Source organism: Yersinia sp. Marseille-Q3913, assembly GCF_963892745.1.
GTDB lineage: Bacteria > Pseudomonadota > Gammaproteobacteria > Enterobacterales > Enterobacteriaceae > Yersinia > Yersinia bercovieri.
The window spans coordinates 135,610-158,117 of record NZ_CAWQAF010000011.1 but is presented as its reverse complement, the minus strand read 5'-3'; the positions used below and the strand labels follow the sequence as shown (position 1 = coordinate 158,117).

Here is a 22,508-nt window from a genome sequence, read left to right as displayed (position 1 = left end):
TCCTATGTGTACCACTTGTGGTTGCGCCAGCGGCGAGAGAAAAATCGAGGGCGATGACAGTCACCACCACGACCATCATGACGGCCACCACCATCATGACCACCATCATGACCAGCACGACAGTGATACCAAGGCGGCAAACATTCAGCATAAGCATAAACACAAATATGTCGCCAAAGGCACACAGCCAGTCATTGTCCATCACCACTATTACTACCATCAAGGCGATGTCCATCACCACTATCATGGCAAAGGCCCTGAGCATGACAAAGCCCCTGAGCCGCTGACTTTCTCTGAACCCGACGACACTGATGCGCCCGCCGTGGAGCCTTTTACCCCGCAGCTACATGCCGATCAGCAAGGGCTGCATTACGGGCAGGGTGAGGCCGGTAGCCATGCGCCGGGGATGGGTCAGCGCCGTTTGCTGCAAATCGAGCAAGATGTGCTCAGCAAAAATAACCATTTAGCCAGCCATAACCGTGAGCATTTTGTTGAGCAACATATTCTGGCGCTGAATCTGGTTTCCAGCCCCGGCTCCGGCAAAACCACCTTGTTGACCACCACCCTGCGACGGCTGGCAGGGCAGGTGCCTTGCGCGGTGATTGAAGGCGATCAGCAAACCACCCACGATGCCGAGCGCATTCGTGCCACTGGGGTGCCGGCGATCCAGGTCAATACCGGCAAAGGCTGCCATCTGGATGCGCAGATGGTGCATGATGCCGCGCACCGCTTGGGTCTGAGCAATGACAGCCTGCTATTTATTGAAAACGTTGGCAATTTGGTTTGCCCTGCCAGCTTTGATCTGGGTGAGCGCCATAAAGTGGCAGTGCTCTCAGTGACCGAAGGTGAAGATAAGCCGCTGAAATACCCCCATATGTTTGCTGCATCCACCCTGATGATTATCAATAAAATCGACCTGCTGCCCTATCTGGATTTCGATATTGAGCAGTGCATCGCCTATGCCCGCCAGGTGAACCCGAACATTCAGGTGATTGCCCTGTCCGCCAGTAGCGGCGAGGGGATGGACTTGTGGCTGGAGTGGCTGGAGGCGCAGCGATGTGCTTAGGCGTACCCGGTAAAATTGTGGCTGTCGGTGAGGATATCCACCAGTTGGCGTGGGTGGAAGTGAGCGGCGTAAAACGTGAGATCAATATCGCGCTAGTGTGCGATGGATCACCTGCGGCCCTACTCGGCCAATGGGTATTGGTGCATGTCGGTTTCGCCATGAGCTTGCTCGATGAAGAGGAAGCCCGGCAAACACTGGCCGCGCTGGCCCATATGCAGGCGGTTGGGTTGGATCTGGACGATATGGTAAGCGGGGCTGGTGATGCGCTACGTTGATGAGTTCCGCGATCCCGCCTTGGTGAACGCCTTACTGGCGCGGATCGAACACTTACTGCCGCAACTGGCGGATCAACAGCACTTGCCGTTGCAGATCATGGAGGTGTGCGGCGGTCATACCCACGCTATCTTCAAGTTTGGCCTCGATCAACTGCTGCCGGACGGGCTAGAGTTTGTCCACGGGCCGGGTTGTCCGGTATGTGTGTTGCCGATGGGGCGTATCGACAGCTGCCTTGAAATTGCCGCCCATCCGGAGGTGATTTTCTGCACCTACGGCGACGCCATGCGCGTACCGGGGCGTAATGGCTCAATGCTAGATGCCAAGCGGCGCGGCGCGGATATTCGCGTGGTCTACTCGCCGCTAGATGCCCTGACACTGGCACAGCAAAACCCAGAGCGGGAAGTGGTGTTTTTCGGCCTGGGCTTCGAAACCACCATGCCCGCCAGTGCTTTAACCCTGCAACAGGCCAGGCGGCTCGGGCTGAGCAACTTCACTCTGTTCTGCCAGCACATCACCATCATTCCCACTCTGCGCAGCCTGCTGCAACAGCCGGATGTGCGCATCGACGGCTTTCTGGCTCCCGGCCATGTCAGCATGGTGATCGGCACCACGCCATACGGCTTTATTTGCGATCAATTCAGTAAGCCGCTGGTGGTCACGGGTTTCGAACCGCTAGATATCTTGCAAGGGCTGGTGATGCTGCTGGAGCAGAAGGTCAGCGGGCGCTGCACGGTGGAAAACCAGTATCGCCGCATTGTGCCGGACAGTGGCAACTTACTGGCGCAACAGGCACTGGCAGAGGTATTTACCACCAAAGCCAGCAGTGAATGGCGCGGCTTGGGCGAGATAGCCGACTCCGGTGTCCAGATAAGCCCAGCGTATCAGGCTTTCGATGCCGAGTTGCGCTTCAACCCGCAACAGCAGCGGGTCGCCGATGATCCGCGATCCCGTTGCGGCGAGGTGTTGACCGGCCGCTGCAAGCCAGATCAATGCCCGCTATTCGGCGGCGAATGTACACCAGAAAATGCATTTGGGGCGCTGATGGTCTCCTCCGAGGGGGCTTGCTCCGCTTACTATCAATATCGATAGTTTTCGATATCAGAGTTATGGCAACGCTGACCGGCGGGGAAATGTGCCGAATGGGTCGTAGCGACGTAAGTCGCCGGAGCGCCCATCGGTGCAGTCGCCCCGCTAGTCTCTGAACTATAAATATTGGTTATCAAAATCGACAAATCAGGCCACAACATAATGAATAACAAAGAGATTACCTTGGCCCATGGCAGTGGTGGTCGGGCGATGCAGAGCTTGATCGAGTCGCTGTTTCTGACGGCATTTTCTAACCCAGCGCTGAATGAGCGGGAAGATCAGGCGCGTATCGCGCTGGCGGATCTGGTGGCGCAAGGGGATCGGCTGGCCATCTCGACCGACAGCTACGTCATTGATCCGCTCTTCTTCCCCGGTGGCGACATTGGCAAGCTGGCAGTGTGCGGCACCGCCAATGATGTGGCGGTCAGTGGCGCGACGGCGCGCTATCTCTCCTGCGGCTTTATTCTGGAAGAGGGTCTGCCGATGGCTGACCTGGAGCGTATTGTGCAGTCGATGGCCGCTACCGCACAGCAGGCGGGCATTCAGATAGTCACTGGCGATACCAAAGTGGTACAGCGCGGGGCGGCAGATAAGATCTTTATCAACACCACCGGCATCGGCGTGATCCCCGCCGAGATCCAGTGGGGAACCGCAATGATCCGCGCCGGCGATCGGATCATTGTCAGCGGCACCTTAGGTGATCATGGCGCGACCATCCTCAACCTGCGGGAAGGTCTGGGGCTGGAAGCGGAGCTTATCAGTGATTGCGCGCTACTGGCCCCCTTGATTGCGCCGCTGCGTGCTATTTCGGGGGTGAGGGCGCTACGTGATGCAACCCGCGGCGGGGTCACCGCAATTTTGCATGAATTCGCCGCCGCCAGTGGTTGCGGCATGGAGATCAACGAAGCGGATTTGCCGCTAAAACCGGCGGTGCGCGGGATTTGCGAACTGCTGGGGCTGGACGCGCTCAACTTTGCCAATGAAGGCAAACTGGTGCTGGTGGTCGCCCCTGAGGCGCAACAGGCGGTATTGGCCGCACTGCATCGCCATCCGCTGGGCCTTGATGCCGCAGTGATCGGGCAAGTAACCGAACGCCAACAGGTGCGTTTATGTGGTGCGTTTGGTGTCTCGCGGCGATTGGATCTGCCGCTCGATGAACCGCTTCCCCGGATATGCTGATCCCGAAGTCCTTTAAGCGGCAGAGAGTTAACTATCAGTGGGAGTGTGATGTGGAGACAAACGGCCTCTGTCTGCGGGTAAAAGGCAAGGTGCAGGGGGTGGGATTTCGGCCCTATATCTGGCAGCTTGCCCACCGCTACGGGCTGCGGGGTGATGTCAGTAACGACAGCGCTGGCGTCACTATTCACTTGTGGCAATCCGCAGCGGTGGCCGACTTTTTGCGTGCGCTGCCGCAAGAGTGCCCGCCATTGGCGCAGATCGACAGCATCACCCCCACCCCCTATCACTGGGGGCAACCGCCGCTGGATTTTGTGATCCACCACAGTGGGGCGGGGCAGATGGACACCCAAATTGTGCCAGATGCGGCAACCTGCGCTGCTTGCCTGCATGAAATGAACGATCCCGCTGACCGTCGCTACCGGTACCCCTTTATCAACTGCACCCACTGCGGACCGCGCTTCACCATTATCCACCGGATGCCCTACGATCGCCCAGATACCGCCATGGGCGAATTTCCGCTGTGTGCTGCTTGTCAGGCAGAATATGACTACCCCGCCGATCGTCGTTTTCATGCCCAACCCAATGCCTGTGCGGCGTGTGGCCCACAACTATGGTTGAGCGGGGCGAATGGGCAAGCCGTGGCCCATGGCTTCAGTGCGCTAGAGCAGGCCGCGCAAGCCCTGCTGGCGGGCGAGATCGTCGCCATCAAAGGCTTGGGCGGTTTTCATCTGGCGGTGGATGCCACTAATACCGCTGCGGTGGCCCGTTTAAGACGGCGCAAGCAGCGGCCCTCTAAGCCACTGGCGGTGATGCTACCGAGTGAGGAGTGGCTGACTCGCTGCGTGCAAAGCGCTGATGATGACGCACTACTCCGATTACTGCGCAGCCCAGCGGCTCCGATTGTCCTGGTCGCGAAACAGCCCAACAGCCCGCTCTGTGCGGCAGTCGCGCCGCAATTAGCTGAAATTGGCGTCATGCTACCGGCCAATCCGCTGCAACATTTGTTGCTGCAACAGGTGGCGCGCCCGCTGGTGATGACCTCCGGCAATGGCAGTGGCAAGCCTCCGGCGCTCAGTAATGAGCAAGCCCTGAGCGCCCTGAGTGATATCGCCGATCACTGGCTGTTACACAATCGGCAAATTGTGCAGCGGGCTGATGACTCACTGGTACGTTTCACCGCACAAGGGGCTGAAATGCTACGCCGTGCGCGGGGCTACGTGCCGGATAGCTGTGAATTACCTCCGGGATTTAGCCAACAGCCGGCGATCCTGGCGCTGGGCGCTGACATGAAAAACACCTTTTGTCTGCTGCGCAATCACACCGCGGTCTTAAGCCAGCACTTGGGGGATCTGGCGGATAGCGATATCGCGCAGCAACAGCAGCAGCTTTTGGCGCTGTTTTGCCAGATTTACCACTTCACTCCGCAGGCGGTGGTGGTGGATGCCCACCCCGCTTATGTCAGTCACCAATTGGGTAAACAGTGGGCCGCACAGCGGGATATTCCCTGTGTGGCGGTGCTGCATCACCATGCGCATCTGGTGGCTTGTCTGGCAGAGCATGGCTGGCCGCGAGATGGCGGGGCGGTGATTGGTCTGGCGCTGGATGGGCTGGGTTATGGTGCTGAGGGGCAGTTGTGGGGCGGTGAATGCTTGCTGGTGGATTATGCCAACTGTGAATATCTGGGCGGCTTGCCTGCGGTGGCGCTGCCCGGTGGTGATCTGGCCTCCCGCCAGCCGTGGCGCAACCTGCTAGCACAGTTGCAGCGTTTTGTTCCGCACTGGCAGTCGTTACCCGAAGCGGCGGCAATTGCGCAGCCGCAAGGGGCGGTGTTGGCGCGAGCCATTGAGCGCGGGATCAATGCGCCATTGGCCTCCTCGACTGGGCGGTTATTTGATGCGGTCGCCGCTGCGCTGCATATTGTTCCGTCGTCGATAAGCTGGGAGGGGGAGGCGGCTTGCTTGCTGGAAGCGCTGGCAGGGCGAAGTGCCCAATCCGTCCCGCCGGTCACTCTGCCACTGCGTGATAATCAACTGGATTTAGCCACCTTTTGGCAGCAATGGCTGGCCTATGATGCCTCTCCGGCTGAGCGGGCTTATGCTTTCCACTTTGCGCTGGCGCAGGGCTTTGCCGCACTGGCACGTCAGGCCGCTCAGCGCTTTGGCATTGATACCATTGCCTTTTCTGGCGGCGTGCTGCACAACCAACTGCTGCGCGAGTTGCTTTGCGCGCAGCTGAGCGACTTCCAGCTCTTGCTGCCGCAGCGCCTACCTGCTGGTGATGGTGGCTTAGCTTTGGGGCAAGCACTGATTGTGGCTGCCCGTGGCGTTGCTGGGCGATAGTCATTGCCCCGAGACTGAGCGGTATTAGGTGGCGCGGGAGTTAGTCGTAATAGGCATTGCGGATAAGCACCGATAAATCATGCAGCCTCATTGGCTTGCCCAATAGATAACCCTGCACTTCATCACACATCAGTGTTTGTAAATAGCCCAGTTGTGCCTCGGTTTCGACCCCTTCTGCCGTTACTGTCATGGAGAGCGCGTGACCAAGATTAATGATGCCCTCGACAATCGACTGCCCCTCATGTGATTCAGCCAGCTCATCAATAAAGCTTTTATCAATCTTCAGCCCATCAAACGGGAAGCGGCGCAGATAGTTTAGTGATGAGTAGCCGGTGCCAAAATCATCCATCGATAAGCGCACACCAAGGGCTTTGAGCGCCGTCATGGTCTTAAATGCCCCGTCGGCATCTTCAATCATGATCCGCTCGGTTATCTCCAGCTCCAGTCGATGACTGGGTAGCCCGGTAAGCAGCAGCACTTGTCGCACCCGCTCGATCAGGCGCTGGCTACGAAATTCAATGGCGGAAATATTGACCGAAACAATCAGTGACGGATGCCATGTGGAGGCATCCTGACACGCCTGCAACATGGTCCAGTCGCTGATTGAGGTGATAAGCCCGGTCTCTTCTGCCAGCGCAATAAATTGATCCGGCATCAGCAGCCCCAGTACCGGGTGATTCCAGCGCACCAGAGCTTCGGCACCGGTAAGTTGCGTACCTTCGATGCGGTAACGCGGCTGGTAATAGAGGCTGAATTCGTTGTGTTTGACGGCCTGACGTAAAAATCGCTCCAGTTCACTGCGCTGCATTAGCCGATCATTCATCTCACTGGAGTAGAAACTCCAGTGGTTACTGCCACTGTTTTTGGCTTCATACATGGCAATATCGGCAAAGCGCAATAGCTCCTCGGCCTGCATGGAGTCCTGTGGAGCCAGCGCAATGCCGATGCTGGCACTGATATAAATATCCTGATCATTGACGACGTAAGGGCTTTCGATGTGAGTAATCACGCGGGCGCAGAGCTGCTCAATCTCCTTGATGGATGAGAGGCCGGTAATAATCAGAATGAATTCATCTCCCCCCTGACGGGCCACCAGATCTTGATCGCGCAAACAACTTCTTAGCCGCTCAGAGACTTGATGCAGCACCTTATCGCCAACAATATGACCGAAGGTGTCGTTAACCGGCTTAAATTTATCCAAATCAACATTGAGAATGACTAGCGGGTGTGTTGCAGCGGCGAGATTTCGCAGCTTATTTTCCAGAAACTCTTTCATTCGCAGACGATTAGGTAAACCCGTCAGCGCATCATGCAAAGAGAGGTGCTGAATACGCTCCTGCGCTTCTATTTCTCGGGTGATATCCGATGCGGTGCCACGGAAACCAATGGTTTCGCCATTTTTGATAATGGGTTTGGCATAAATACGGCAGATCCGTTTCTCGCCTTGGGCAGAGAAATAGGTGCATTGCAGCTCATTGCGCGACTCGGTGAGATGGGTATGTTGCAGCCAGGAGCGGAGCGGAATAATGTCGCAATTGAGCAGCGAGTCCAGATTACGCCCTAGCCACTGCTCCACACTTAATCCGGTAATGGTTAAAAACCGCTGAGACAGATAGGTGATGCGCAGATTGGCATCGGTCTCCCATAACCAGTCGGTGGCGGATTCGGCGACATGACGAAAACGCTCTTCGCTGGCTATCAAGGCGGCTCTATTTTCATCGGCAATCTGCGCTTCGGACATCGCACGCCGTAGTACCAGCCAGCCGGATAGCCCTAGGATCAGTGCAACCAGCGCCAGAAGCGGGAGCAAGATATTGAGCAGTTGCGCCCCCGGCATATTTTGGTTCCAGTGCAGTGCCAGTGCACTGTTATCATTCGAGGATATCGGCACTGACGGGCTGGAGGTGGCATCCTCTTTGTCTCGAGGGGGGCGCAGTTGATGGATGCCATAATCTTCGCCTAAGGCATTTAGCTCAGTTTGGGTCAGAAAATCGATAAAAACTAAAACAGAAGGTGCACCGGCGATTGATTTAACGCGCGGGTCACTGCCGGTGGTTAAGGCCGCGGCGGCCACGATCACCGGCTGCCCAGCCACTTCAATGGTTTCTGTCGCGATATATTGTTGTTCAGCCCGCTGGCGTGCCACATCAATAATGGGCGTAATATCTTCGCCGAGCCAATCCGGCAAACTGGTATTCGCCAACTGCCCTTTGATGACGGAGTAGCGGGTTTTACCCTGCCCATCAACCACAAAAACGCCTTCATAACGAAAATCGTTATACAGCGATGGCCCCAGATTTTGGCTGACATAGGCCCATTCAGGGTCCACTTTGACATGCAGATGCTCGTAAGCATCGCCCCAAAACGCATTATCTTTGATGCGAACTTTTATGGCGTCCTGGCGCATTTGCCAGGCTTTCTCTACCAGAAAGCGGCTTTGGGACTGCGCTTGCTCATTCAACTGCGAGGCAATATAGATGATGCCCACCGCAGCAATAATAATGGTTGCTCCCACTAACAGGGCCATGGCCTGTAAAGTTTGTTTCGCGAAGAAAACATTGTCCCCTTTTGCCCGTGTTTCCGGCCACTTGGAGTCTGTCATGGTGAATTCCCTTAGCACTGACGAAGTTCGGGCTGATAGTGAGTATGATGAAAACGTTTTTTTAATCAGCAGGAAGCGATGACTCTGAGGCAATACAAGCTAGCATATTTCTGTGTACATATAATTTGAGCTTAGAATATTTTGATGTCCAGATGCTGCTTTTTTCAGCAAAAAAGAGAGAATTCAGAAAAAGCCTATATTATTATCGACTTAATCTTATAGAGGTATGACCTGTTTAATCTACGGGCGGTGTGATGTGGAGGAATATTCATCAGGCGGTGATAGGAATTTTTACCCTAAGACGTTAAAGTGACATCAGAATATTATTAATCCCGCGAAGCTTTATTAAAGCCGAACTCAAACACATTATCCTGCCGAGAGTAAGGAATAATCCACCATGCCCACACTGAAATTGATTCGTCACAGGATAATGGCTGATGTGCAGCAAATCCGATTTGCTCGGCGACGCACTCTGACCCCTTATATTATTGCGCTGTTCTTGAGTTTCAGCACATTCGGCGCGATGGCCGCCGACACGCCGCTGCCCGCAGTGACTGTGGCGGTGGTGACCTCTGCCACGCCAGATACTGCGCTGCAATATCTTGGGCGAGTGGAAGCCATTCAAGCGGTGGATGTGACAACGCGCACTGAAGGTTTTATTGCCAGTCGGCTATTTACCGAGGGGCAGATGGTTAAGCAAGGGGATCTGCTGTATGAGATTGATCCCGCGCTGCATCAGGCGTCAGTCACTCAGGCGCAGGCGCAGCTCGATAGCGCCACCGCCAGTGCCAACCATGCGCAGGTGAATCTCACCCGTTTGCAACGGTTAGGCAATAATCGCTCAGTCAGCCAGGCTGAAGTTGATGAAGCGCAGGCGCAGCGGGATATCAGCCGTGCTGCGGTGGCGCAGGCGCAGGCCAACTTACAAATTCAGCAGTTACAGCTCAGTTTCACCCAAATCACCGCCCCGATCAGCGGCCAAATTGGTCACAGCCGCTTTAATGTCGGCAGCCTGATTAACCCCGCCAGCGGTACTTTGGTCAGTATCGTCCAGCTTGATCCGATCCGTGTGGCTATCGCGGTCAATGAGCGCGATTACATCACCGCGACCTATCAGTTATCCGCTGCGGGAACCCCCGCTGATAATACGACACTGGCGTTTGGCAATTTCACGCCACGTATTCAACTGGCGAATGGCAAGCAGTACCCAGACAGCGGCGTTTTTGAATCCGTTGATAACCAAATCGATAAGCAGACCGGCACTGTGACGATCCGCACCCGTTTTGCCAATCCACGGCATTTGCTGCTGCCCGGTGGGGTAGTGAATGTGTCGCTGGCGGCAGAAACGGCAAAATCGGTGATGGCGATACCCATTGCCGCGTTACAGCAGAATAAGCAGGGCCACTTTGTGTTAGTGGTGACCGATAAGGATCAAGTTGAGGTGCGGCCAGTGGCCCTCGGTGAGCAGTTTGAGCAGCAATATGCAGTGAAAGATGGCCTGAAAGTAGGCGAGCGGGTGATTGTGGCGGGGCTACAACATGTGCGCCCCGGCATGACCGTCAACGCCACGGTTGCTACACCGCTGACCGCGAACTAAGGGGAAGGCCAGATGCTGCATTTCTTTATCCGTCGCCCCAAGTTTGCCATTGTTATCGCCTTAGTGATCACCATTGTCGGTTGGGTGTCACTGCATGTGATCCCGGTGGAGCAATACCCCGACATCACGCCGCCAGTGGTCTCTGTCAGTGCCGTCTATCCGGGGGCCAGTGCTCGTGATGTGGCGCAAGCCGTCGCTTCTCCCCTTGAGGCTCAGGTCAATGGCGTCAGCAATATGCTGTATATGGAGTCGACCAGCGCCAATAACGGCAGTTATCAGCTCAGTATTACCTTTGCCAGTGGCACCGATCCCGATATGGCGGCGGTTGAGGTGCAAAACCGTATTTCTCAGGTCAGCGCCCAACTGCCGGCAGAAGTGAATGAAAACGGCATTTCAGTGCGCAAGCGGGCCTCCAACCTGCTGCTGGGGGTCAGTGTCTTTTCGCCGAAACAGACTCATGACGCCCTGTTTGTCAGCAACTACACCAGTATTCAGTTGCGTGATGCGATTGCGCGTATTAATGGTGTCGGTGATGTGCAGGTGTTTGGCGCGCGCGATTACAGTATGCGCGTCTGGCTGAATCCGCAACGCATGGAGTCGCTGAATGTCAGCGTGCAAGATATTGTCGCCGCACTACAGCAACAGAATGTGCAGGCGGCGGCGGGACAGATCGGCTCATCCCCGTCGATGCCCGGTCAACAGCAGACCTTAACCATCAGTGGGCAGGGGCGACTGACTGACCCACAGCAGTTTGCCAATGTGATTATTCGCACCAATCCTCAGGGCGGGATGATTCGTCTGGGTGATGTGGCGCGCGTGGCTTTAGGGGCGCAAAACTATCAGGTGAGTGCGGCGCAAAACCAGACGGAATCAGCCTTTTTAGTGGTCTACCCGGTGCCCGGTGCCAACGCCCTAAATGTGGCGAATGGGGTGCGCGATGAGATGGCGCGGCTGTCGGCCTCCTTCCCCTCGGATCTGACCTATGAAATCAACTATGACTCCACCCTGCCGGTCACCGCGACACTGCATGAGATAGCCCTTTCACTGACCCTGACCCTGATTGTGGTGCTGGCGGTGGTGTACCTGTTTTTGCAAAGTATGCGGGCGACATTTATTGTCGCGCTGACAATTCCTGTCTCCTTGCTCGGCACCTTTGCTGTGCTGTATGTCTTTGGTTATTCAGCCAATACCCTCAGTTTGTTCGCTATCATTTTGGCGCTAACCATCGTGGTGGATGATGCCATTGTGGTGGTGGAAAACGTCGAGCGCTTATTATCGAATGACCCGGATCTGACGCCAGCGCAAGCCACCAAACAGGCGATGAGCCAGATAGCGGGGCCGATTATCGCCACCACACTGGTGCTGATGGCAGTATTCGTGCCGATAGCCATTTTGCCGGGGATCATTGGTGAGCTGTATCGCCAGTTTGCCGTTACCCTCTCAGCGGCGGTTATTTTGTCCAGTATCAATGCGTTAACCCTCAGTCCGGCGCTGTGCGCGCTATTGCTGAAACGGCGAACGCTGTCGACCACTGGGGTATTTGGTGGCATCAACCGTGGCCTGGATCGCGCCCGTGATGGCTATGTCTCATTGACGGGCCGTATCAGCAGCCGCGCAGTATTCAGTATTGCCGCGCTGTTGCTGGTAGGGCTGGCAACCTGGTGGGGCTATACCCGCTTGCCGACCTCATTTCTGCCGGAGGAAGATCAGGGCTACTTCTTTGTCAGCTTACAGCTGCCAGATGGGGCTTCCCTGAATCGGACTCAGACGGTCATGGATCAGATGTACCAACAGGTGACTGCCAACGACGCCGTCGAGGATGTGATCAAAATCACCGGTTTCAGTCTGCTCAGCGGTAACAACGCCCCCAATGCAGGTTTTGCCATTGTAATGCTCAAACCTTGGGGCCAGCGCCCACACATTGATCGGGTGCTCGCTGCGATCCAAGCCAATTTAGCGGCCATTCCGTCGGCGATGATTATGGCGGTAAACCCACCGGCGATTGCCGGTCTGGGGAGTGCTTCTGGCTTTGATTTGCGCATTCAGGCGCTACTGGGCCAATCACCGCAAGAGCTGGCACAGGTCAGTCAGGGGATTATTTTTGCCGCCAATCAGGACCCGAAACTGAGCCGGGTATTTACCACCTTCAGCGCCTCAGTACCTGAAACCAATTTGAGCATTGATCGTGACCGCGCCGCACTGCTACAGGTGCCGGTTAGCCGCATTTTCCAAACCTTGCAGACCTCGCTCGGTGGGATGAATGCCGGTGATTTCACCTTGAACAACCGCATGTTCCGCGTGCAATTGCAAAATGATATGGATTTTCGCCAGCGCACGGCGCAGATCAATAGCTTGAATGTGCGCAGTGATAATGGGGCGCTGGTCAGTTTGGCTAATTTGGTCACCCTGACGCCGTCAGTCGGTGCACCATTTATCAGTAATTTCAACCAGTTCCCATCGGTTGCGGTGAGCGGCTCGGCGGCAGAGGGTGCCAGTTCGGGGCAGGCCATGGCGGCGATGGAAGCCCTGTTGGCGCAGAATTTACCGCAAGGTTACAGCTATAGCTGGAGTGGCATGTCATGGCAGGAGCAGCAAACCGGCGGGCAGGTGATGCTTATTTATCTGGCGGCGTTGGTATTCGCTTATCTGTTTTTAGTCGCCCAGTATGAGAGCTGGAGCATTCCGCTGGTGGTGATACTTTCGGTGGTATTTGCCGTGGGTGGTGCGGTGGCCGGGTTGTCAGCGATGGGCTTTGCCAATGATGTTTATGCGCAAATCGGGTTGGTGCTACTGATTGGGCTGGCGGCCAAGAATGCCATCTTAATTGTCGAGTTTTCCAAAGCCCGACGGGAGGAGGGGGCCAGTATTGCTGAGGCCGCGCAGGATGGGGCCAGGCAGCGCTTTCGTGCGGTGATGATGACGGCAATCTCATTTATTCTTGGCGTGATGCCACTGGTTTTCGCCAGCGGTGCCGGGGCGATGAGCCGCCAAATTATCGGTATTACCGTATTTGGCGGCATGTTGATGGCGACTGCGGTGGGGATCATGTTTATTCCGGCGCTCTATCTGCATATTCAACGGCTGCGGGAGTGGACCAAATCCCGCAAACAGCCTTCGGATGAAGGTTCGCAACACTAAAATCACTCCCCGGATGAATAGTGTCGGAAAGGGCGCTGTTCATCTGGGGTTGGTTGAATAAAGATCACTCTTTTATAGATATTCTATGATGGGGAATACTTAATTATTCTGATCTAAATTCGGTCACTCCCTGTGAGTTATCTATTTCCTGATTGTTAAAGTCAGAACCCATCAAAGACAAAAACAGATTATTTTCATTCAGTTACGATTTCCTCTTTAGGTCTATCCGGGCAATGGCGGAGATCAAAAAATGTCCACTAATACACATAACCTGTATTTTTTAATGTTTTCCCAGCACAAATTAAATGACATAAAATTAGTCTACAGAAATAGAAATTATATTTTATTAATATGAAATGTATGGCAAAGGTAAGAATGAAAATCAGGGTTTATAGTCAGGATGCTTATTTAACGGCAGGTGTTAATGAGTTGATAAAATCAATACCCTTAAATGGTATTTATTGTGGTGGGAGCATAACAATTATTGATTTATCGACATCGGGCTTTTTATTGCACAGTGATTTTTTTTCCAGGGAGTGCTGTCACGCGGTATTGATCGTCAATAATATCAATATTGAATATTGGCTGCGAAGAGTGCCACTCTGTTTTGATGCTCATATTATTTCGGGCACTGTTTCACCCAGCGACTTCACCGAAAAAATAAAAAAACTGATAATCAATATCATGTGCCTTACCTGTTACTGGGAAGGTGTCAAAGGAGTCGAAGCTACAAGATTAACTATGGAAAACAGTCTGAGCCGCCGGGAGTGTGAAGTTTTGAAGCTCTACTGCATGGGGCTGACGGTTAAGGATATTGCGCGCCAACTGGTTATTGATCCTAAAACGGTCAGTGTACATAAACGGGCAGTCATGAAACGACTGGCGTTAAAGAGTAATGCCAATTTGCTTGATATACATCAGCAAATAAATAATATCGAAGCAATTATAAGCGCTCAGGAAAAACGATTCACCTATAGGTTAACATCTTCACAGCAATGTCGGCTTATTTCGGCAGTTGATTAACTCTGGCTATTATTCAAGAATAGAAAAATATTTTATTAAAATGTATGATAATTACTATACTCCATCATGAGTGTAATTAAATTGGGCAGTAGCTTAAATGAATAAGCAATTATCAGAGACGGCCAGGTTTATTGGTCATGAGATAGAAAAACACAAATCATCGCACTATGTAAAATTCAAGAAAAATCAACGTGTTGATTTTAAAAATAACGACACTATCTATTTTCTGTCGGCAGGTTGTGTCTCCTTCTATCGCTACAACGATGATGTTCTCACTATCACCAAAGATGCCCCCTTTATGCTGGGATTGGCTCAAATGAAAAGTGAGGTTAAAAGCCATTATGTCCGCTGTAATACTGAGTGTGAGATGTGGGGTATCTCAATCAGTGAGGCTTGCCTGTTATTTAATAGTAATGAATTATGGATGCATGCTTTTGATATTCTTACCGATCAAGTGCAGGAATATTTCAAACGTGAGCACATGATCTTGCAGAAGAACACCTATGGCATCATTAATGAGCATCTGAAACATATCTGGGAAATGGACGAAGCAACCCGCAGGAAAACCTCAATATATAGCTATATTCTGACCAGGAATCATATATCCCGCAGTGCGATCCATAAAATGGTGAAAGAGATGATGATTGAGGGCGACATTGTTGTGCGAAGAGGAAAGCTGATCGATTTCAAGCACACTGAAAAGCCAGAATGACCCTGCTGCATCTTTGTGCATCTGCCGCGAAACAGCGCGGAAAATGCATATAAGCAGTACCTCACTCCTGTTATTGCACCTATTTCCTTTATAAAAAGTACGTGTATATCCGCGAATTAGCGGGTGTCCCGTATTTGGTACAAACTTTGCCTTAGCCCTAGACCGCACTATTACCGTTAAATTGCTTTGATAGGGATATCTGGTTCTTCCTGGCGATTGAAGGCGCTTCCATGGCGGCGGCAGTAAGCAAAATCATGCGCAATCAGGATTTGATTCTGGTGGCGAAGAAATGCCGTGTCATCAGCCGTTTTGCGATCCCCGCCCAATCCTGTGCGCTAACCCATGTCACCAATACTATTAAATTGCCTAGTGCACCAATCTCAGGTGGCATTGGGGGATGATGCGGGTGAATGTCTGCAAGCCAAAGCTGTGGCTAATTTGATGTGATTCAATTAGCCACTCTACTGTTTTATAGCCGACTTACCCTACACATCTCTTCTATTTACAACTATTCTTATAAACCTACAATAAAGTTTTTAACCCTTAATCGGTACTACCATTTATCAATGGGTTTGGCTTTATATCGTGGAGCTACAGAGTAAATAAGGAAGAAAAATGGGACTCAGAAGAAAGAGTGTTAAACCGATGCAAATCAATGATATTACCATCATTGATGATACCAAATTGAAGAGAGCGATTACCGCTGCGGCGCTGGGCAACGCCATGGAGTGGTTTGATTTTGGGGTGTATGGTTTCGTTGCATTCGCACTTGGTCAGGTATTTTTCCCCGGCGCTGACCCCGGTCTCCAGATGATCGCCGCATTGGCCACTTTCTCCGTTCCTTTCCTGGTTCGCCCCCTCGGTGGCCTATTTTTTGGTGCATTAGGTGACAAATATGGGCGGCAAAAAGTCCTGTCTGTCACCATCATTATTATGTCGGTCAGTACCTTCTGTATTGGTTTGATCCCCTCTTATGCCTCGATAGGTATTTGGGCACCGATATTGCTGTTATTGGCAAAACTGGCGCAGGGGTTCTCTGTCGGTGGCGAATATACGGGAGCCGCTATTTTTGTTGCTGAGTACTCACCGGACAGAAAACGCGGTTTCCTTGGCAGTTGGTTGGATTTTGGCTCTATTGCCGGTTTTGTTTTAGGGGCCGGAGTGGTGCTGCTGATCTCCAGTATTGTGGGCGAGGCCAAATTTCTTGAGTGGGGATGGCGGATCCCATTCTTTATTGCTGCGCCATTAGGACTGATTGGTATCTACCTGCGTCATGCGCTCGAAGAGACGCCGACCTTCCAACAGCATGTGGATAAAATTGATAGTGATTCGCGCAACAGCATTGCCGAGCCACCTAAAGTCTCTTTCCGCGAGATCCTCACCAAGCAATGGAAGAACCTGACTATTTGCGTCGGCATCGTGATTGCGACCAATGTCACTTATTACATGCTACTGACTTATATGCCGAGCTATCTCTCCCATAGCCTGCACTACTCAGAAGATCATGGCGTTTTAATCATTATTGCCATCATGCTCGGGATGTTATTTGTCCAGCCAGTCATGGGATTAATGAGTGATAGATATGGCCGAAAACCTTTTATTATTTTCGGCAGTGTCGGGCTGTTTATTCTCGCGATCCCCAGCTTTATCCTGATTAATAGCGGCGTTATCGGTTTGATATTTTGTGGCTTGCTGATTTTAGCTATTTTGCTTAACTGCTTTACCGGAGTGATGGCTTCAATATTACCGGCTATGTTCCCCACCCATATTCGCTACAGCGCCTTGGCTATCGCTTTTAATGTCTCGGTGCTGGTTGCTGGCCTGACTCCAACGGCAGCAGCATGGTTGGTTGAAACCACGCAAAATCTCTTTATGCCTGCTTATTATCTGATGGTGGTGGCACTTATTGGGCTAGTTACTGGGATATTTATGAAGGAGACAGCGAATAAGCCGCTGAAAGGGGCGACGCCAGCTGCGTCTGATCGGGCAGAAGCTAAAGAGATATTGCAGGAGCACCATGACAATATCGAACAGAATATTGAAGATATTGATCAGCAAATCGCTGAGCTGGAGAAGAAGCGTAAAAATCTTATTGCTCAACATCCTGATATCGATTAATCAGCACTGTGTGGAATATCAGGGTTAAAATTTGATTTAAATCAATAAAAACCATTTCTATACAATCACTTACCTTTCTATTCAAATCTGTCTTTGACCCTCCCCTTAGGGGAGGGCTTAGATTATCGTGACTTATATTGATGTTATGACTCTTATCGACAGGACCCTCACAATGAATAAGACCTTCGTTTCCGCTGCCCGGTTGGCGATTGTTGCTTTAGCCGCAATCACGTTTAGCCATTTTGCTTCCGCGCAATCCACCGCCACCGCCCAGAATAAATTTCTGGCTCAGCAGGGGTTAGCCGGAAAAACCACTGAGCAGATGATTGAGGCCATTGATCAGTCGAAACAAGCGCGGCCTTTGCCTTATTCGGCCTCAATCACGGGCAGCGAACTGATATTATTTGATGGACAACAGCAATTCTCTTTCCCGCTGGGCGATAAATTTTATCTCTCATTTGCGCCTTTTGTGAACCAAACTCACCCTTGCTTTAATCACAGTTTGTCCGGCTGCCGTGGTGAAATGGCGGAGACGACATTCGATGTCAAGATTACCGATAAGGCAGGGAAAGTGATCATGCAGGATAAGCTAACCAGTTATCAAAATGGCTTTATTGGTGTGTGGTTACCGCGTAATACCGAAGGGACGATTGAAGTGAGCTATCAGGGCCTTAAAGCAGTATCACCTTTTGCTACCCATGCCGAGAGCCAAACTTGCATGACCACACTACAGCTGAAAAAATAGATCCTATCGAGCTCGACGAACCAGAAATTTTAATATGCCCCGAATACCTTTAGGTTTGGTATAAAAACGGGGCCATCTGCCCTGTGAGACTACTTATTTAGTCAATATAACTAATGTCATTTTCCCGAGCTATCTTCTGTCGATTATTTTTATTATTTGTAACGTATTGATATATAACTCATTTCTATTTTCATGTAGGCCGTGGTGTGTCTGTTTTTCTAAATTAAAAGATCTGATTGAGTTATTTTCTGAATGTTTTGTAGGAATGATATTTTTAATTATGTAGGAATATTCCCAGCAATTACGGGAATATTCTCTTTTTATAAAAATAGAAATAAAAACATATGGCTACATAATTACGCCGCTTTAGTTTTAAAGTTCAAAACTCTGCCATTGTTGGGTTTTAATTCTTGGTTTAATAATTATTTAAGTGGTTAATTTTTATTAATTGACTTATTGCGAAATATTTCTTCACTGACGAGATCTTGTTCTAATATCTAAATATCCGTATAAATAATGAGTGCTAACAAAATGCGTGATAGATAACTTTTATCTTCCCATTTATATAAAATACGATGATGAAACAATTTTATTATCAATGTGATTTGCAGCTTGCTTGTCACTTCTCTATTTTGATAAGGAAATCGCTTACTTATCAAATCGTTATATAACAGATTTGTTTCTGTTATATGGCTAGAGATATGCGTTTTTTTAATGCTTTTTATTAGCAAATACTTATTTGTTAAGGACCTATATGAATGAAATTTTTAAAGTTATCTGGAATGTGTCGTTGAATATATGGGTTGCGGTAGGTGAATTTGCCAAAGGGAAACTAAAATCAAAAACAACCCGCCAGACTTCAATCTCTCAATCTTCTTCCTGTCTATTCGGTAAATTTACCTCCGTAAAAATAAGTCTTTTAGCTGCTGTAGTGATGGGGGTGTTGGGTGTTCAACCAGCTTTCGCTATCAGTGCCACAGATTGTGCTGCAATGGGGTCTAGCTGTGTTGCAGTAAACACTGTCGCCCAATTTAACTCGGCGTTAACCAGTGGGACTGCAACCACTATTTTGTTACTGAACGATATTACGATGAGCGGTAATGTCGCTGTTAACCAAGCCGCCAGTAACCGCAAAAATCTCGTAATTGATGGCGGTGGTTTTTCGCTGATAACAGGGACCTCCTCGTTTATATTTAATGCTCAAACTAACGCCGCTTGGGGTGGTGAAGCAGGCTCCTTTACCTTATCCAATATGGCGGCACTCACCTCCTCAACGGCAGTAGGAAATACCGTCATCCAAATGGATGGGAGTACCAGTGCGGTTAATATTATTATTAATAATATTGGCAGCGTGACCGACAGTATGTTGGCTGTTTTGGGGGGGATCGGCGCAGGCGGTGCAGCGAACTTAAATAGTCAGTTGGTTTTAGGTGATTTTACTAATCCTATCACCTTAACATTTGGTACTAACCATCAGTTGGCACAGGCCAGCGACATTAAATTTACAGGCAAATTTGTTTTAACGGCAACCACAGGTAGCTTCCCAGCAGTATTCTGGACCAACTCAGCGAACGCCAACAGCCAAATCAATTTTAGCAGCACAGCGGATGTTTCCATTACGACACCACAATTAACCAATGGGTCTTTGGGGAATGGCTTCTACCAATATACCTTGGCAGATGGCGCTAAATTTGTGTTAAATTCCGATCAGAATGTTTTTGGCGCGAGTAATAACGGTGCTCAGATTGGTAGTTATAACTCCTCTACTGGTTTTGGTAGCGGCGCGCTATTACAGCTCGCTAATACTGCGGGTAATGCTTATACCACGGGTAATGGCCTGACTAACGTGGGAGGGGGCAATACCGGAGGGATGGGGAATGGGGTGACTCAAAACGGTAACGTCATCTATAACCTGGCCGCCGGTTCGAAAATTAATCTATCTGGTGCTGGCAGTGTCGGTATTTTGGCAACCAAAACCGGTGCGGCAAATATCGCTGGGGTATATATCAGCTCAGGTGCCATCATCAATGCAGTCACCGCGGGTATTTCTGCTAGTCATGCCGGTACAGGGGCGACTGCGGGTCAGATTCTGTTGGAAAACAAAGCCGCAGGGATCATTACTGCCGCAACCGGGATATCCGCAACTAGCACCGGCACAGCAACAATTAATGTCGTGAATAAAGGCATTATTAACAGTTCTACGGCAGGTATTGCGCTCTCCTCAAGCGCCACTGCTGGTGCAGCGCAAACGGTTACAGTTGATAATACCGGCGGTACTATCAATGCCAGTGCTGGGATAGGGATTAGCGTTCTGTCTAATGCGTTGCTGAAGTTGGTGGGAGGGACTATCACCACCACGGGGGCTGCGACCGGGCTGACATTTGCTGGCGTGAGTGGTAATCATGCATTGGCTGATTTAATTTTGAATCTCAATGGTTCAGGGGCTGCTTTCTCAAAAGCGGCGGGTGTCAATCTGGCATTGAGCCACGTCACACTTAACACCGCGAACGGCACGGCATTAAATAATCTGGACGGTTTGACTTTCGCCAGTAGTGCCAATGGCCGTAACATCCTTAATGTCACCGGAACAGGTAACGGCATTGCGACGACTAACGCGGCGATCAGCGCCCTGAATCCGGCGGCATTGGATATCAATGTTTCCGGCAATGGCATCGGGATAAACGCCAGCGGCGGTGGGGTCGATCTTTCTGGTGCCAATCTCAATATTACCGTGGCCCCCGGCCTAGGGACCGGATTGCAGGTGACCGATGGTGTAGTGACGGCAACCACCATTGGCGCCAATACCCAGATCAACGCGACAGGGGCGACGGCGATTAATTTCACCGGGACAGCGGCGAATACATTAACCAACGACGGTAGCCTAAGTGGCGCTGTCACATTCGCTAATTCTGCAGCTAACATCATCAATAATAATGGAATATTAAACGGCCCATTAACCACGGGGGCCGGTGATGATACTTTGCTATTGGGAAGCAATTCGCAAAGTAATGGCGCAATTAATTTGGGGTCCGGGAATAATAGCGTCACGATTCAAAATGGTGCACAAGTCTCATCCATTAGCACCGGTGCGGGCGATGATACTTTTACTATCAATGACATGGCGTTGGGCAGTACCTATTTAGGTTCCCTGAATGCAGGTGCTGGGACCAATACGCTGAACATCAATGCCTCGACGGATGTCTTGGCAGCAGATACTTCCCTGCAAGGTTTTGCCAATATCAATCTGGCTAATAGCAAGATTACGCTGGCGTCTGACACTAATATCGGTAGTGGAGCCATTAATATTGACGGCACCAGTGATCTGCTATTTGGCAGTACTTTCAATGGCACGCTAAATGCTTCTTTAGGCCATGTCTCGGCGGGGGATGGCTCGGCCATCGTCAATAGCGGGGCCAATGTTTTGTTGAGTCAGGCCAGTGCTTTTGCCGGGGATTGGCAGATAAATCAGGGCGGTATCCTAAGTGCCAGCAACAGTAATCAGTTGGGTACTACAGCAATTGAACTGAATGGCACATTAAACCTGAATGGAGTGCCGGTTTCTAATAATGCGCTGACCGGTACTGGCATACTGAATATCGTGAATACCACCAATAACACCTTCAATTTTGGCGTTAATACTGGCACCGTCTTTGGCGGTACGGTAGATATGCAAAACAGTATCTTTAACCTGAGCGGTACGAATACCAGCGCACTGAGCAATGCTTCATTGGTGGCTTCTGCGGGGACTGCCGTAGCAGTGGATAGTGGCAATCAGGCGATCGGTAATTTTGTCCTCAACGGTGGGTTAGCCGCATTTGCTACTGGGAGCTTAATCAGTACCAGTACGTTGGCAGTGACGGATGACAGCATCATTCGAGTCGATCCCGCGCTGAGTACTGGCGGGAATTTGCTTGATCAGGATACCGGCAATTCAGCTCAGTTAATTAACAGCGGCAATGTGTTGAATGTGCAGGAGTTGGCGCGACTGACCTTGCAAAATGTTGTCGGTGATGCTCTGGGCAATGACAGTAGTCAGGGCGTGGTTCAGGGGGGTAATACAGTGGCGCAGGCGCTGTATGACTATGCGCTGACGGGGGCGGGTGGCGGCTTAAGTATCGCCACCATGCTGACACAACTGGAGCTGCTTTTAGGGCAAAGTTTGACCCTCACCTCTGCGGGTGCGGTGAATGCTGATAACACCTTAGTGGCACAACTGATCGGTGCCGGCAATCTGATTATCGGCACTAATAACAGCGAAATGACACTAAGCAATGCCACTAATAATTACACTGGCAGCACCTCAGTGAATGGCGGCATTTTGAATCTGGGCAGCGATAACGCGCTGGGGGCAACTTCGGCCTTAAATACAGTGTTGAATACCCAAACCAACATCAACGGCCACACGCAAACGGTAGGCGCACTGACCAACGCCGGTACAGTGGCTCTGGGCACGGGCGGCGCACTGAGCAGCACCGGGGTACTGACCAACAGCAACATCCTGAATATCGCTGGCGGCACACTGAATCTGGCGGCGGGCGGAACCTCTACTGCGACAGGCGGCTTAACTGGCACGGGCACGTTGAACATCAACGGCGGCGATTTAGCGGTCAGTGGCGCGAACAGCGGT

13 protein-coding genes and 1 pseudogene are annotated in these 22,508 nt (G+C 51.3%); 13 read left to right on the top strand and 1 reads right to left on the bottom strand.

The window, feature by feature from the left end; all coding sequences use genetic code 11:
• Positions 1–4: 4 nt before the first annotated feature.
• The 5 genes from hypB (at position 5) to hypF (ending at position 5,946) form a co-directional block, all read left to right on the top strand.
• Complete coding sequence (gene hypB, locus AACW11_RS05730) at positions 5–1,066, top strand: hydrogenase nickel incorporation protein HypB (RefSeq protein ID WP_212584010.1); 1,062 nt, start codon at positions 5–7, stop codon at positions 1,064–1,066.
• Positions 1,057–1,341 carry a hydrogenase maturation factor HybG gene (gene hybG, locus AACW11_RS05725; RefSeq protein ID WP_212584009.1) on the top strand — a complete coding sequence of 95 codons (285 nt, stop codon included), beginning with the start codon at positions 1,057–1,059 and terminating at the stop codon, positions 1,339–1,341. Before hypB ends, hybG begins: the two co-directional genes overlap by 10 nt.
• Positions 1,328–2,431, top strand: coding sequence for a hydrogenase formation protein HypD (hypD, locus tag AACW11_RS05720; protein ID WP_212584008.1), 1,104 nt, complete (start codon positions 1,328–1,330; stop codon positions 2,429–2,431). The genes hybG and hypD overlap by 14 nt, the downstream gene beginning before the upstream one ends.
• Before the next feature lie 159 nt (positions 2,432–2,590).
• Positions 2,591–3,607, top strand: coding sequence for a hydrogenase expression/formation protein HypE (gene hypE, locus AACW11_RS05715; protein ID WP_212584007.1), 1,017 nt, complete (start codon positions 2,591–2,593; stop codon positions 3,605–3,607).
• Positions 3,608–3,657: 50 nt separating this feature from the next.
• Positions 3,658–5,946 carry a carbamoyltransferase HypF gene (gene hypF / locus AACW11_RS05710; protein ID WP_212584006.1) on the top strand — a complete coding sequence of 763 codons (2,289 nt, stop codon included), beginning with the start codon at positions 3,658–3,660 and terminating at the stop codon, positions 5,944–5,946.
• Positions 5,947–5,986: 40 nt separating this feature from the next.
• Here the strand turns inward: hypF and AACW11_RS05705 are convergent, their stop codons facing one another.
• The gene (locus AACW11_RS05705; RefSeq protein ID WP_212584005.1) at positions 5,987–8,548 is read right to left on the bottom strand and encodes a bifunctional diguanylate cyclase/phosphodiesterase; all 2,562 of its coding nucleotides are present in this window, start codon (positions 8,546–8,548) and stop codon (positions 5,987–5,989) included.
• Positions 8,549–8,945: 397 nt separating this feature from the next.
• Between AACW11_RS05705 and AACW11_RS05700 the strand changes: the two genes are divergently transcribed.
• The 8 genes and pseudogenes from AACW11_RS05700 to AACW11_RS05665 form a co-directional block, all read left to right on the top strand.
• The gene (locus AACW11_RS05700; protein WP_212584004.1) at positions 8,946–10,145 is read left to right on the top strand and encodes an efflux RND transporter periplasmic adaptor subunit; all 1,200 of its coding nucleotides are present in this window, start codon (positions 8,946–8,948) and stop codon (positions 10,143–10,145) included.
• Between the two features lie 12 nt (positions 10,146–10,157).
• On the top strand, positions 10,158–13,283 hold the full coding sequence (locus tag AACW11_RS05695; RefSeq protein ID WP_212584003.1) for an efflux RND transporter permease subunit: 3,126 nt from the start codon (positions 10,158–10,160) through the stop codon (positions 13,281–13,283).
• 360 nt (positions 13,284–13,643) lie between these two features.
• Entirely contained in the window at positions 13,644–14,306 is a 663-nt protein-coding gene (locus AACW11_RS05690) for a helix-turn-helix transcriptional regulator (protein WP_249192682.1), read from the top strand.
• Between the two features lie 97 nt (positions 14,307–14,403).
• Complete coding sequence (locus tag AACW11_RS05685) at positions 14,404–15,018, top strand: helix-turn-helix domain-containing protein (protein WP_212584002.1); 615 nt, start codon at positions 14,404–14,406, stop codon at positions 15,016–15,018.
• Positions 15,019–15,248: 230 nt separating this feature from the next.
• Positions 15,249–15,329: pseudogene (eutB, locus tag AACW11_RS20810) on the top strand (ethanolamine ammonia-lyase subunit EutB); the annotation flags it as partial.
• A gap of 304 nt (positions 15,330–15,633) precedes the next feature.
• Positions 15,634–17,136: a glycine betaine/L-proline transporter ProP gene (gene proP / locus AACW11_RS05675; protein ID WP_212584001.1), complete on the top strand. Its 1,503-nt coding sequence runs from the start codon at positions 15,634–15,636 to the stop codon at positions 17,134–17,136.
• A 172-nt stretch (positions 17,137–17,308) separates the two neighbouring features.
• Entirely contained in the window at positions 17,309–17,881 is a 573-nt protein-coding gene (gene cueP / locus AACW11_RS05670; RefSeq protein WP_212584000.1) for a copper-binding periplasmic metallochaperone CueP, read from the top strand.
• A gap of 754 nt (positions 17,882–18,635) precedes the next feature.
• A partial coding sequence (locus AACW11_RS05665) for an ESPR-type extended signal peptide-containing protein (protein WP_283047657.1) occupies positions 18,636–22,508 on the top strand: 3,873 nt, incomplete at its 3' end.

Coding starts and splice junctions, on each gene's coding strand:
- cueP (WP_212584000.1), top strand. CDS start 17,309: ATGAATAAGACCTTCGTTTCCGCTGCCCGGTTGGCGATTGTTGCTTTA.
- AACW11_RS05685 (WP_212584002.1), top strand. CDS start 14,404: ATGAATAAGCAATTATCAGAGACGGCCAGGTTTATTGGTCATGAGATA.
- hypE (WP_212584007.1), top strand. CDS start 2,591: ATGAATAACAAAGAGATTACCTTGGCCCATGGCAGTGGTGGTCGGGCG.
- hybG (WP_212584009.1), top strand. CDS start 1,057: ATGTGCTTAGGCGTACCCGGTAAAATTGTGGCTGTCGGTGAGGATATC.
- hypB (WP_212584010.1), top strand. CDS start 5: ATGTGTACCACTTGTGGTTGCGCCAGCGGCGAGAGAAAAATCGAGGGC.
- proP (WP_212584001.1), top strand. CDS start 15,634: ATGGGACTCAGAAGAAAGAGTGTTAAACCGATGCAAATCAATGATATT.
- AACW11_RS05695 (WP_212584003.1), top strand. CDS start 10,158: ATGCTGCATTTCTTTATCCGTCGCCCCAAGTTTGCCATTGTTATCGCC.
- AACW11_RS05690 (WP_249192682.1), top strand. CDS start 13,644: ATGGCAAAGGTAAGAATGAAAATCAGGGTTTATAGTCAGGATGCTTAT.
- hypD (WP_212584008.1), top strand. CDS start 1,328: ATGCGCTACGTTGATGAGTTCCGCGATCCCGCCTTGGTGAACGCCTTA.
- AACW11_RS05700 (WP_212584004.1), top strand. CDS start 8,946: ATGCCCACACTGAAATTGATTCGTCACAGGATAATGGCTGATGTGCAG.
- AACW11_RS05705 (WP_212584005.1), bottom strand. CDS start 8,548: ATGACAGACTCCAAGTGGCCGGAAACACGGGCAAAAGGGGACAATGTT.